Below are 13,578 nucleotides of genomic sequence, written 5' to 3' on the forward strand. Positions count from 1 at the left end.
TAAACCCCAAAGGTTATGAACGAAGAAGAGATGGAAACGCTACTTAAAAATCTTGAAGCAAGAGGGTTTGCGGATCAAAGGTTGAAGCTAGGCATAGAAAAAACCGAGCAACTGGGACTACCCACATTTTTAATTCCCTTCGACAGAGCATTTGACGGTGGCCAAATGTTTTACAAATTACAGATTCAGTGGAATGATGATGCCCTTGGTTTTGAGCTTGCGGCAATACATGCAACTCTTAGAACGCCCGTGAGTATCGATCGAAATGTATTTCAGGGATTTGATACGGTTGTACTGGATAAGCAAATGGATGAGATCGACTGGCAGCAGTATTGGAATTCTACAATCGACGGGCCTGCGTTGCCAGACAATTTTCAAAATGCAATAGGCTGTATCGATGGCATTGCTCAATTGCTGTTATCCGAATCTACGCAAGCAAAACATGCTGGAGATCTATTGATGTATAAACACTGGCCTGCTAATATCTACAACATTTTTTCTGGAGAACCGGACAAAATGAGACGGGCACATGAGCATAGTTACACCTTTAAGCTAAGTTCCTATCCGGACATTTCTGCGGCTACAGCTTATACGATCATTTCGGAAATGGCCGCCTCCTTTTTAAACAGCGACCAACAAAATAGTGCATCGTTAACCCTGGAACATTCAAATCTACAGCAGATTCAAAGAGCTATTGCAACTAGTATTGTTTTTGGCAATCCCAATGGTAGCCTCAGTCAATTGACCTTTAACAGTCCCATTCAAGAAATTCTAAGAACACCTTATGGTGAGATAATGATTATGTATGCAATTACAGACCACGTTGTGCCCAGACTTAAAAATGGTGATCGGGTTTTGAACGATAATATACCTACGGAGATTTATGTGGATGCAGGGCTTAAAGAAAGCCAATACACTGCGTTTAAGCATAAAACAGCAAGACCGAAACACCCACATAGGAAAGGCAAAAAACTATAAGGCTTTTTATGGGCCCCAATAAAAAACTCTATAAGCAATGATTACCCAATAATATAAGTAGAGAATGGATAGTGAGAAGGAAGAACAATTATTAAATTATCTGAATAGCCTGGGCTTTTACGGGGATACTTTAAAAGAAGAAATTCTGTACCATACGAATTTGTATCAGCCTGTTTTTTCCGTAAATCATAGAATTGATTATGGAGAAGAGGCAATGCTCTTCCGGCTGAGGTTCGAACGGGATTTGCAGTTCGACGCTTACCGCCTGGCCAGTTACAAGGCTACACATCAGGAAGCCATTACAATTGACCATAAGACAATTAATGATGTCGACACCGGTAAGCTTGAGCAGTATATGAAGATTGAGGATTGGCCTGCATATTTTAGCAAGAATGGTGACTCGCGGCTTAACGAACAGGATAAAGCTTCTATTGAAAAAACCATTGAACAGCTCAATAGATTATCTTCCGGGCAGAACTTTGATGGGATAAAGATACAGCAAGAGCTGATGTTCAAATATTGGCCAGAGGACATAGCAAATCTTCCAGATGGCAATGAACTGAAGTACATGCATCAACGCAGCCGGGATTTTTCTGCAGGAGCATCCGGTATCTGCACCAGTACTGAGGCGTACCTGCAGGTTTCTGGAAGATTTAATGATCTGCTTGAAAAAATGATGGCACTTAAGCTTGATCAATATGCAAACTTTGATACTTACAGCGCACTTACCCGTTTGCCGGCAGACAATCCAAAAGAGTTCTTGATAACCTGTTTCCATAACAACACGGAGGCTTATGGGGAATTTTCCATTCCTGTTACAAGCGTTGATGGCTGGTATAGTATTGATGAATATCGTGCAAGTCTGTGGATATATCCTGAGATTGAACATGGAGTATTCAATGGCATAAACACATTGGAGTTGGAGAAAGTCATGCAATCCGTTGACTGGTCTAATGATGGCGAACTGTTTGTAATTCACGATGATCGCGAACCAGAGTTTTATCCCAAGATCGATATGATTCAGCAACAAATATTTCAGTTACAGCAGGACGAAAAAGGTGCGGTAATTGCAGATCTCTTCCAGCTAAAGTACTGGCAATATTCTTCTTTCTTTGAGGCTCTGGTACGGCAGGAGGCTGATAAGCTTCTTGAGTCTCTTCCTAAAATTGAACGCTATTTCCCTTGTGAGGTAGATGCCGGCATTGCCTGGAACCTTCTCTGTGGCAGGACTGTTCTTGATAGTAACGTATATCCTCTTTCGCCGAGCAATGCCGAGTGGCTTCGCCTGGACACCAATGAATATTCCGGTGAAAAGAACCTTGCATTTACTGAAATTTATGAGGTTTCTCATGAAAGACTTTCGGCATTGGTTCAGCAGATACCAACTAAACCAGATCATGGTGTCGTGTATGACCTGACTAGGGGTAATATTGTTCCAGTTACTCTTTATAACGGGGCAAAAGTTCTGTTGCAAGCTAATCCGGAACACAAAACAATTGATTTTTTTACCCCTGAAAACAAACCAATACCGATCAATTTAAACTTTGATCCTGACTGGAAACCCTTGTATTCAGTCCCCCCAGCATTGTCTGAAGGGGAGCGGATCAAGCTTGCGCAACCAAGTCGCACGCAACATCAGTTCCGGAGGAAAAAAGGTAAAGGAAAGGGAATCTAACGCCGGTCAGGCAGACGAAATTAAGATGAGACAATAAGATTATGGAAGATATTGGTAACAGTTATACGGCATATTCTTTAGGGAACCTCGAGAAATTGGTTATAGAAGCAGAACGGTTAAACAGCAGTAACTTACTGGAAGCTATTTTAAAGGATGATGGCTTTACGAAGCAAGGTGACAACCGATATTCCGGTAAAGATCCGGATCAAATAATTGAGCTTACCCCCGGCGAAAATGGATTGTCCTATGTAAATAAACTACAGGAAGCAGACCGCGGGCAGCTCATCCAGTTCCTGCAGAACAGGATGATAAGCGAGCAATATATTATCCCCAATACCGATTTAATATCTTCCTATCCGCTGTACAGGTCGCCCTACAATTTGAAGAAAAGAACAAAAGAAAACAGATAAAGATAACGAACCGGCCAGTACGAAAAAAAGGCAAAGGCAGGGGTATTTAATTAATAAAGATGCAGATAGGAATTGAAGATTTAAGCTATCATTTTCCGTTAACGGAACCGTTTCCGGTGTTCAAGGGGACACTGCTCATCGACGGTATTGATGTAGGCACAACGTGGAATGAAGGGTATGGTGCAGCGACCCACTATTCAGCAAATGATCATGGCATTGTGCTTATCAGACAAGCAGAAGATGAATGTCTGAGTAAAGAAATGGTCTTTAAAGCAGAGAATGGAAACGGAGAGTTATGGCTAAGGCGTACCCTTTCACTGAGCATCGACCAAAAGGTTATGGGGGACATTTACAGGCATGGTCGGGAGCTGGGTCGGCATAATAGAGCGGCAGAGAACTTGTTACCAGCAATGACAAGTCAGACGGAATTACCAAGTCGTGAAAAATTATACAGGGACATGCAGCGAGGGATTCTCACTGGCAAACTTAGTGACTATTATATTCACGACTTAGGTATCTCTCTTGCCCGTATTATAGAACATCCCGACGCAAAAGAAATACTGGTGCCCGCCCTGATGAACATCTCCAAGGCGTACAGCAGAAAGCAAATACTAAACACCAATATCGCTAACGCCATCCTGCAGGCTGCTGGATTGAAAAACAAACGAGACAAACGTTACCGGAAAGGATTGTAGAGCATAAAACAGGCATTAAGAAGAGAGAACACGTTTTTTGGGTGTTCAGCAAGATGTAGGTTTGTCGACAAACCATCTTGCCCCCTGCTACCCGCAGGGGGATGGAAAACCCTCCGGAGTCGGGTTTTCTGATGTTATTAGAATGAAAAGTGCTGTATGGGAAAGAGAAAAAGTGAGGAAAGAAAACAGCTTAGCTATAGGATACATACCCGTATTTCGAAAGAAAAATACGAAGAGCTCGTGCTACTTTTAAGCCAGAGCAAAAACATAAAATCCCTGAGTGCACTGCTGCGCCATATCCTCGATGGCAACAGAATTCTGGTCAGACACCAGGATATAACCAGCGATAAAATGCTGGCTGAGCTTGGCGCTGTCCGTAGGGAGCTTCATTCCATTGGCATAAATATAAACCAGGTGACCAAACGTTTTCATGCCGAAAAACTTCCCGAATCCCGTATTGCACGCGTGCTTGATCTGACCCGCTTCTACCAGCAGGCGGAAGAGAAACTCACCGAGGTGATAGCGATAATTTCTAAAATCTCAGCGAAATGGTTGCCCGAATAGCGCATGGGCAGAGCATCCGGGGGGTGCTCAACTACAATGAAAATAAAGTTGTGGACGGCGATGCTAAACTGCTCATGGCCTGCGGCTATCCCTTGGCCCCGGAGGATTTATCCTTTAAACAGAAGCTACATTTTTTTGAAATGCTGACCAGCCAGAACGAGATGGCGCGGACCAATACCCTGCACATATCGCTCAATTTTTCCAATAGGGAAGTCATAGATGATCAGCTCATGGAAAGGATAGCCATTGACTATATGGAAAGGATCGGCTTTGGGCAGCAGCCCTTTCTTGTGTACCGGCATTATGATGCGGCTCATGCCCATATGCATATCGCGACGGTAAATATTGCGGACGGTGGTGAGCGGATTGAAACACATAATCTGGGACGTAACCAGTCGGAGAAAGCACGTAGGGAAATTGAAAATGAGTATGGACTGATCAAGGCCGAAGATCAAAAAAAAGAAACAGAATTTTTGCTGAGTGCGGTTGATCTAAAGAAGATCAGCTACGGCAGAACAGAAACGAAAAAGGCAATTTCTGCTATCGTCCGCGAGGTAACCGGGAGTTACAGATTTACTTCTATCCCTGAATTAAACTCTGCCTTGGCCCAGTTTAATGTAACTGCCTACCAGGGAGAGGAAGGTTCGAAAATGAAGGAGAACGGTGGCCTTACCTATCATATCGTTGATGAAGAAGGCAAGAAATTGGGCGTGCCCATTAAGGCCAGCTCCATATATTCTTCCCCTACCTTAAAAAACCTGCAGAAGAAATATGCTCCAAATAAAGAAGCAAGGAAACCTTACGGCCAGCGCTTGAGGCATCTGCTGGACAAGGCCATCGCCAGTTCAAAAACCAGAGAGGAACTGGAAGCGCAACTTCGGTGCCAAGGCATCCGGATACTGTTCAGAGAGAACGTACAGGGACAGATCTATGGTGTCACTTTTATTGATAACGGAACACGCGCGGTATTTAATGGCAGTGATCTGGGCAAAGCCTATGGTGCGAAAGCTTTTCTGGAAAGGCTGCCGAAACCGGTAGAGCCCAATGAAAGAAATAGCCTCGTTATGTCGACAGGTAATATTAAAATAGAACCCGCGCCAGTAACATATCCTGCCGGATTTGATTCCCCCAATAAAAATTATCCCGCCCATGATCAGCCGGTCATCCTGATCCTGGTTGATACTTTGCTGTCCGATACTTATCAGGAAAATATGCCTGATCCTTTCAGGAGAAAAAAGAAAAAGAGAATACAAACAGAATAGTGAGTTGAAGATAAAGCCGTGAAGTATGAATACTGGAGAGAACGCAGAAGCTTTAAGAAAGATCATTGACCTGACCCGCAAATGCAGCATCATAATACTTGCCCTGCATTTTTATGTTTACTGTTATGCCGCTTTTGAGCGGTGGCATCTTGCACATGACATCATAAAACAGGTCTTAACAAATATTGGGAATACCGGGCTGTTCCGGCATTTTTATATTTCAAAAATTGCGGCACTACTCCTGCTTTTTATATCCCTGATCGGTGCGAAGGGAAAAAAGGATGAGAAGTTAAAAAGTGCTACTGCCATTCGCTCTTTGCTTTCCGGCCTGGTTATTTTCGGAGCCAGCCACATTCTCCTTAGGCTTCAGGCATCGGCAGAAGTTCTGGCCGGGATGTATATAAGTGTAACATCTCTTGGATACCTGTTCATCCTTAATGGCGGAGCGTTGCTTACCAGGTTATTGAAGCAGCGCCTGGATGAAGATATCTTTAATCAGTTGCAGGAAACTTTTCCCCAGGAAGAGAGATTACTTGAGAATGAGTACTCAATAAACCTTCCGGCGAGATACAACCTGAAGGGTAAAATCCGAAAGTCGTGGATAAATTTCCTCAACCCCTTCAGATCGCTTTTGGTAGCGGGAACCCCTGGTGCTGGTAAGAGCTACTTCGTAATAAGGCACGTTATCACGCAGCATCTGAGCAAGGGCTTCAGCATGTTCATTTACGATTTTAAGTTTCCGGACCTCTCCATTATTGCTTATAATTCTTACCTCAAGAACAAGCATAGATACAAGGTAGAGCCGAAATTTTATGTTATAGACTTCGACAACATTTACCATCGCTGCAATCCACTCTACCCGGAAAGCATGACCGATATTACCGATGCGACCGAGAGCAGCCGTACTATCATGTTGGGACTGAACCGCGAATGGATCAAAAAAACCGGGGATTTTTTTGTGGAAAGTCCAATCAATTTCCTGACCGGTATTATCTGGTACCTGCGCAAATATAAGAACGGAAAGTACTGTACACTGCCGCATGTCATAGAGTTAATGCAGACAAATTATGATCAGCTTTTTCCGGTGCTCAGGACCGAACCGGAAATAGAAGTTCTGATCAATCCTTTTGTCACTGCGTATGTAAACGGGGCCATGGAACAGTTGGAAGGTCAGATCGCCTCTGCCAAGATTACCATGGCACGGCTGGCTTCTCCAATGCTCTATTACGTGCTTTCTGGCAACGACTTTACACTGGACATCAATAACCCGAAAGAACCCAAGATTGTCTGCGTAGGCAATAATCCCCAGAAGGCGCAGGTCTATGGCGCTGTTCTATCCCTGTATGTTTCCAGGATGATCAAGTTGGTCAATAGAAAGGACCAGTTGAAATCATCACTTATCTTCGATGAGTTTCCTACGATATATATTGGTGGTGCTTCAGGTATCGAAGGCACGATAGCAACTGCCAGAGGGAATCGGGTCTGTACCTGCCTTGCAGTTCAGGATATATCTCAGTTGCGCAAAGACTATGGTAAGGAAAGTGCTGATGTGATCTTCAATATAGTGGGTAACATTATTAGCGGCCAGGTTTTAGGTGATACAGCGAAGACTTTGAGCGAGCGCTTTGGCAAGATCATGCAGCAGCGGCAGAGCCTTTCGATCAATGCAAATGATACCTCAATTAGTAAGTCCACCCAGCTGGAATATGCTATTCCCGCTTCCAGGATTTCGACGCTTTCTTCTGGGGAATTTGTTGGTTCGGTTGCCGATAACCCAACGGAAAAAATTGAGCTGAAAAATTTTCACTGTGAGATTATTAATGACCATGACGCTATAGCTGCAGAAGAAGCCGCTTATGTTCCTATTCCAAAGGTGAGGAATGTTTCTGCTCAAGAAATAGATGATAATTATATTCAGATCAAAGAAGAGGTAGCAGTCATTATCGAAACAGAGATGGATAGAATTTATGCGACACCTGAATTAGCGCACCTTCTGGTGTCTAGGGATGATTAAACCGGGTATCATTCCCGATGCTTCAGCGCTACGATGATGGTATAATTTTTGTTTTAAAAACAGGACCTAGTTAACCGATTATGAAGGCTAAATCTTCAGAAAGATATATGAAATCAATGATCATTTTATTGGCTGCAGTGTACAGTTCCTTAGCCAGCGCCCAAAGCGATGTGCGCAGACAAACTTCCGTCGAAGAATTAAACAGAACAAATAGAAACGCTGGAAAGGCAATTGAGTACCGTGCTAATATACAGGCAGGGGCCTGCGCTTTCGAATTGTTCGTGAACGATATTCCGGTAGAACAGTTTTTTGGTAATGCAACCGGAACCTTTAATACCAGCAGTCCCATAAATGACTGCATCCTACGCTCAGGCACGCAGCAATGGAAGCTTATTGTATATCCAGGCTATAAAGACGGAAAGCCGACCGAAGCTCTTTCATCGAATATAGTGATTGATATAGAAGTGGAAGGACTGGAACATGTCACAACTGGAACTGCAAAAACAGTGGATAAGCCAATACAGCTAATAACTGCGCCTGTAAAAAAAGACGGTAATGGAAAAGAAACGTATTCGGACGCAGGAAAACCTATGGCGGTTTATGAAGGGACTTTCAAAGCACAGGTTCCTTATAGTCTGCCTGGGTGGTCGAACAGCAAAGATTTGAGCAAAGAGAATCCTGAAAAGTTATTGGAGGAAGTATTATCATATTACAGGGAGTATGCCGGCTATTATGCGATGAAAGATACGGCTGCAATATTACAGGCAGTGTATCCCAAGGAAAAAGAACGCGCCCAGTATTTTTTTATTGATGAAAACGGGGCCAGGGAAACCTATAAGGATTATACTGAGTTCCTTTCATTTAAAAACGCGGAAGTCCAGCCTATTGAAAAGTACAAACTAAAATTTTACGGAAATGGCAGAATTGTAACGCTTGAGCGTTCAGATTTTCCGAATATCGGCGAACCTGTTACCCGTATACACCACTACGGTAAAAACAACAATCTGCTTATAGACTACATGTTCTGCTATCTTCATAAACGGCAGGGTAGCGATAAATTCGAGATGATAAGATAACGGGCTATTGTAAAAAACTAAACAGTCTGTACCTAGGCCACACCTGAACTCGCGCACTTGCTTGTTTCAAGGGAATATTAATTTGCCGATACATTTCTAATTATAGCCATCCAAAAAAAATAACAGCTATTACCGAAGTAATACAAAGCCGGTTTTAGGCTATCCATTTTTGTTTTGCCATGGCAATGCAGCCATGTGTGAATTAAACAAAGATGAATAGAATTTACGTTTTGGCATTGCTGGTTATAGTAGCCACTGCCTGTAACAAAGAAGCGTCGGTAGAACAGAGGCTTCAAAGTGCTCCGGTCATATCAGGCCTGACTATTAGGGGCGCTGGGATCGGAAGTCCTTATAACCCGAACAATCCGGCAGATAGTATCGGCATCATCCATAATCTTGCGCTTAATTATGTCTATAATAAAATGCTCAATAAAGGCGATACCAGTCGCATGGCCAAGCGAAACTATATCTTAGACTTTTTCAGAAATAGATATGGACAGATAAATCCGGAACAGTTTCTTGAGAAGGATGAGAGCTATAAGCCTTTTAAATCGATACCCATCGGAGAATTGACCGCCCGGTTTAAATGTTCTCCAGGAATGGGAAAGTACATTAACAGAATTATCAATGATTGTTACCTGGTCAAAAAGCCGCGGGATTACATGGAATACTTTAAAAGAATGGCTGCCCTCGAGGATGAGTTAATGTTACCCGATAGTTCGGTTACAGATGAAGAAAAGCAGCGGCTGCTACATTTGACTTCAATAACCCGTCATTCGATGTGGTTCTGGATGAACGCAGTTTCTAAGGAACAGGGAGAAACTGCGCAGGGCCTTCGCAAATTTATCCGCGCCCTTCTTGGCTTACAGGCAGATCAGCATTACGCAATAACTGCCTTGCTGACTTTTCAGGAATACCGGAATCTCGCGGAGTATGCTGCGGATGAAAGCGCAGGGGCCCTCTTTTACTTTGATGCATTTCTATAAAGAGAGTGGTTTGTGACAAGGTTACCTACAGGGGTAGCCTTGGTCATTGTGGACAATTATTTTAGTTGATCAGAGAAAGAAGGTGTTTTTTAATTCTCCCGCATCAATATTATAAAACAGGTATAAAATTTGCTTGGCATAATTCAGCATTTAATCTTTATGAATACAGCCAAATATTATTTAACGCTTCACGGTTCATCAGCAATCAACCTATCAGATCGAAGCTTCTGACAAAAATATGGACCAACCAAAAACCAACAGATGAAACATTTACACATGAACCTGAGATCCTTACTAATAGTATTGATTGCAATATCGGTGCAAAGTGCCTGCAGTCAGCCTAAGGCGCAACAGATAACCAAGGAGAAGTATAACAATATATCAAAGGAAATAAAAACATTCGATTATAACCCTACCTACCAGATAAGGTTTACTGCAGTGAACTGCACTTATGAAATTTATGTAAATGATATGCTGGCAACTTTTTCATTTATTACCGGCAATAGTGCGGGCGAGCAGCATGCGGACATCCCGCAGTATATCCTTGGAAGTGGAACTCAAGAGGTCATGGTGAAAGTTTTTCCTAAGGCTATTGAAGACGGTCGGTTGCAGGAAAAATTAACCAAGGCTGCATCCTTCCGCGCACGGATTGTACATGGTGAGTATGGGGTAACAGCTTTCGATAATTTTGCAGAGGTTGCAAATTTAAAGGTGCCGATAGAAGAAGGAAAGACAGTTGCGGTGTATAAAATGAAATTTGATGCGAAGGTGCCTTACGCATTGGCCGGCTGGAAAAACGGAACCGATCTTACCAAAGAAGATAAAACAGCATTGAGCAGAGAAGCTATCGCAATAAATGAAAAGCTCGCAAACGCTTTTTCAAAGAAAGATATTCCGGTTATTGCTTTAATGATATACAATAGGGAAAAGGAAGTTGCGCAGGCCTTTTTCTTTAAATCAGGTGAAGAGAAGAGCTATGATCATGGATGGGAGAAGCTTGCCAAAGAAACGAATGACCTGGTTAGTATGAAGCTGGCAAAGGATACAGATCTCCGCTATCTGGCAAATGGCAGGGTTGTAGCACTTCTGCAGCGGTCCGGAGAAAACCGAGACTTTCCGGCTATCGAGGGGGAAACTGAAGACAGTTTTGTTTATTACGCTCTCTATCTCTTCCGTCCGAAACCGGGAGCACCTTTGGAAATTATCAGATAACGAAAATCAGAACCTATGTTTAACTTCTTATTTTTGGCCATACTAATTATTTGTATTGTTATATGGATATGCTTTAAACTGAAGAACTGGAAACAGAGAGGCCTGTTCCTTGTGGTGATGTTCATAGGTATTCCTCTGGCTCTGCTATACTGGTTCCATATGGGACGAGAGAACCGAGAAGCGCAGTTATTGAAAGCACGCACTGAATGCCGGGCGCGGAAGACAATTGACGGGCTGCATATAAAGTTCAACGGGTTTACCGAAAAAGATATGTCAAGTAAATTTTTTACTGTTCATAAAAATCAAATTGGAGCAGTATTGGACAGCAATAAGCAGAAGGTCAATACAGCGAAACTTTCGGGCGGAGTTTTATCTGCAGATTATGAGTACCGTGGTCCGTTTCAGAACAGTGACATTCTCGAAATCAGGGCAGGCAGAAAAACCTATATCCTCAAAAATTTTATTCTGACTGCAACCGCGAATTACAGCATGGGCGGCCCTATTGTAAGAGGATGTAGAATTGATAGTGCTGATATAAATGGGAAAAGAAGAGCTTTAGATCAGCATATAATAATTTACAATTCCGACAATTATTGAAATAAAAGAAGTCAGGTTTTCAATAAATCCAATTAGAAAATCCAGAACGATGAAATTTACAAGATACCTCTATCTGATGCCGGCAGTGATCTTAGTTATATCCTGCTCGAATCCGCGCCTCGGTGAGCCGATATTAAACCTGGAAAACTTTGACCTGAATATCAATGTTGACAGATTTTACTCTGGCGAATTTAATAAGGCAAAGGAATACGATGCCCAGCAGAATGAGATAGCACATGGTAAAAAAGAAGAAGATTTTGGAGACAAACTAATTGATCCCTGGGCTTTGCACATGATTGCGATTGATAGCGTTTTTAAGGACACGGATGATCTTTCATCACCCAAACAATTGATCGGCTTACAATACAACATGAAGTCGTGGTCACCAGGCGACAGTTTAGCCGTTGTGGGGGAAATGTACTTTGAATCCATCAATATGATGAAAAGCGCCGATGGAAAGTTCATGGCTTTGGTCGCATCAAATGAGAGCGATGGAAAAGAACCGTTTGAAAAATTGCTATCCTTCCTTAAGCAAAAGCATGGGCAACCAAAAATTACCGAAAGGGATTTTTTCGGTAAGTATAAAATTTATTCTTGGCAGCTAAAGGATATGCTGTTGGCGATCTCATCAAGGCACAACGACAAAAAAAATGAACTGAAAATAGAACTGGATTCTGGAAATGGCAAGGCTGACACAACAAAAAATCCTTCGGTTGATAGCAGGTTCTTTATTGTCAAAAACTCATTTAGAGATTCAGTCATTGGTAATTTAAATTCGGGTTCCTGGCTATATTTCGATGACCTTTTGGAACAATAGTATTCGATACTCAAAACTAAAATCAAACCTCATTTATACACCTATTAAAACGCACGTAAGATATGGACACCAAATTTAGCCAATTACTTATGACCCCTGAAGAACAGAACGCGATGGTGCAAGAATCCTTTGCCAGTCATCAGGAGTTACTGACCTATCTGTTGGATCACTGCATATTGCTACAGGTGGATTGGAAAGGAGAAGAAGAGGAGCAGCAGATCGGCAGGTTCCTTCAGGATAGGGCTGCGATCCTATTGCCCGGAACAAGTATTGACATTGAAACCCCATATACGAAGCTCAGAGAAGCTGTCAGCGAGGGAAATATTGATGTCGGTGATAGCGTACCCCTCCTGTTGAAAAATTTTCAGAGCCAGCAAAAAAAGACCGATTTAACGGTTGTTTTACTGGATATAGGAAATGATAGCTACTATATCGGCCTGATAAAGCAAAGTGACACGGCCAAACTGAAAAAACAAGCAGGTCTTGGATGGAGATTCACTGCTTTTGGCAGTTTAACTGGCGAGGTTCTTTACACTGTAAACTGCGACTGCGGTAGTATGAATGTCTGGCAGGTGAAACGGGGAGAAAAGTTAACCGACGATGTTTGCCAGGATTGTGGCAAGCAGATTTTTGATGAAGAAGGCCACTCCTCATTTCAGGTTGTCAAGGATTATATTTAAGTGTCTTGGTGGACCCTTCAGAAGGTATGGCTGCAGCAAATAAAAAACGGAGCCAAATGTTTTTTTTATTTCGCTCCGTTTTTTTGTTACAAAGTTATTATACTGAATAAAGGTAGATTGAAGCGACTAATTATTTAAAGGATTTGTAAGTCTTCCAACCCGGATCGGGCTTATTGAAACTCGTTAGCTCGTAGCGGGGATATTTTGATTTGATATTTTCAAGCCCTTCTTCAAACTTATTGATATCTTTTGTATAAATAACAAATTCTCTAAATCCTGACGTAGTTATAACTATTGGAATTACAGAGTTGAAATCAAATTCTAGGGTCTCGAAAATATCATCTTCCAATTTGTTTAAGCTTGGCTCAAGCTCGAAATTTGGCAGACCATCTGCAGTCGGCGCTAAAAGATTAAACGCTATGCCACAATTAGTTGTATATGCTTTGTGGCCAGCGATTTTATCACAACCAACATTCTTTCTGACTATCATTGGCATCCCATTATTTTTACCTTCCAAGACACTCCATGATTGTGGTATCGAGGTGATATCAGCAGCTTCAGGAATATTAGGCTTGATGCCGAATAATTTTTTAAGTATGCTCATGTTCAATT

The 13,578-nt window shown here is 42.3% G+C and carries 14 protein-coding genes; 13 read left to right on the forward strand and 1 reads right to left on the reverse strand.

What is annotated here, in order from left to right; translation table 11 throughout:
* Window positions 1-15: 15 nt before the first annotated feature.
* The 13 genes from AW17_RS02710 to AW17_RS02770 all read left to right on the forward strand — a co-directional run bounded on the left by AW17_RS02710 (window position 16) and on the right by AW17_RS02770 (window position 12,966).
* Window positions 16-978, forward strand: a complete 963-nt coding sequence (locus tag AW17_RS02710) for a hypothetical protein (RefSeq protein ID WP_029274564.1) — start codon at window positions 16-18, stop codon at window positions 976-978.
* A 64-nt stretch (window positions 979-1,042) separates the two neighbouring features.
* Entirely contained in the window at window positions 1,043-2,653 is a 1,611-nt protein-coding gene (locus AW17_RS02715; protein WP_029274565.1) for a hypothetical protein, read from the forward strand.
* Window positions 2,654-2,694: 41 nt separating this feature from the next.
* Window positions 2,695-3,063 carry a hypothetical protein gene (locus tag AW17_RS02720; RefSeq protein ID WP_029274566.1) on the forward strand — a complete coding sequence of 123 codons (369 nt, stop codon included), beginning with the start codon at window positions 2,695-2,697 and terminating at the stop codon, window positions 3,061-3,063.
* A 59-nt stretch (window positions 3,064-3,122) separates the two neighbouring features.
* Window positions 3,123-3,758 (forward strand): hypothetical protein, encoded by a 636-nt coding sequence (locus AW17_RS02725; RefSeq protein WP_029274567.1) that lies wholly within the window; start codon window positions 3,123-3,125, stop codon window positions 3,756-3,758.
* A gap of 156 nt (window positions 3,759-3,914) precedes the next feature.
* Window positions 3,915-4,322 carry a hypothetical protein gene (locus AW17_RS02730; protein ID WP_029274568.1) on the forward strand — a complete coding sequence of 136 codons (408 nt, stop codon included), beginning with the start codon at window positions 3,915-3,917 and terminating at the stop codon, window positions 4,320-4,322.
* Entirely contained in the window at window positions 4,307-5,584 is a 1,278-nt protein-coding gene (locus tag AW17_RS02735) for a relaxase/mobilization nuclease domain-containing protein (protein ID WP_029274569.1), read from the forward strand. The genes AW17_RS02730 and AW17_RS02735 overlap by 16 nt, the downstream gene beginning before the upstream one ends.
* Before the next feature lie 25 nt (window positions 5,585-5,609).
* Complete coding sequence (gene mobC / locus AW17_RS02740; protein ID WP_029274570.1) at window positions 5,610-7,598, forward strand: conjugal transfer protein MobC; 1,989 nt, start codon at window positions 5,610-5,612, stop codon at window positions 7,596-7,598.
* A gap of 107 nt (window positions 7,599-7,705) precedes the next feature.
* The gene (locus AW17_RS02745; protein WP_157280187.1) at window positions 7,706-8,674 is read left to right on the forward strand and encodes a hypothetical protein; all 969 of its coding nucleotides are present in this window, start codon (window positions 7,706-7,708) and stop codon (window positions 8,672-8,674) included.
* Between the two features lie 212 nt (window positions 8,675-8,886).
* Entirely contained in the window at window positions 8,887-9,660 is a 774-nt protein-coding gene (locus tag AW17_RS02750; protein WP_029274572.1) for a hypothetical protein, read from the forward strand.
* Window positions 9,661-9,921: 261 nt separating this feature from the next.
* Window positions 9,922-10,872: a hypothetical protein gene (locus AW17_RS02755; RefSeq protein WP_157280188.1), complete on the forward strand. Its 951-nt coding sequence runs from the start codon at window positions 9,922-9,924 to the stop codon at window positions 10,870-10,872.
* Between the two features lie 270 nt (window positions 10,873-11,142).
* The gene (locus AW17_RS24025; protein ID WP_157280189.1) at window positions 11,143-11,469 is read left to right on the forward strand and encodes a hypothetical protein; all 327 of its coding nucleotides are present in this window, start codon (window positions 11,143-11,145) and stop codon (window positions 11,467-11,469) included.
* A 49-nt stretch (window positions 11,470-11,518) separates the two neighbouring features.
* The gene (locus AW17_RS02765; RefSeq protein WP_157280190.1) at window positions 11,519-12,286 is read left to right on the forward strand and encodes a hypothetical protein; all 768 of its coding nucleotides are present in this window, start codon (window positions 11,519-11,521) and stop codon (window positions 12,284-12,286) included.
* Between the two features lie 62 nt (window positions 12,287-12,348).
* Window positions 12,349-12,966: a DUF6630 family protein gene (locus tag AW17_RS02770; RefSeq protein ID WP_029274576.1), complete on the forward strand. Its 618-nt coding sequence runs from the start codon at window positions 12,349-12,351 to the stop codon at window positions 12,964-12,966.
* Window positions 12,967-13,096: 130 nt separating this feature from the next.
* On the opposite strand, the gene AW17_RS02775 is transcribed toward AW17_RS02770, so the two are convergent.
* A complete protein-coding gene (locus AW17_RS02775; protein WP_029274577.1) occupies window positions 13,097-13,570 on the reverse strand; it encodes a DUF695 domain-containing protein in 474 nt (157 codons plus the stop codon).
* Window positions 13,571-13,578 lie beyond the last annotated feature (8 nt).

It is taken from the genome of Pedobacter borealis DSM 19626, assembly GCF_000708285.2.
GTDB lineage: Bacteria > Bacteroidota > Bacteroidia > Sphingobacteriales > Sphingobacteriaceae > Pedobacter > Pedobacter borealis.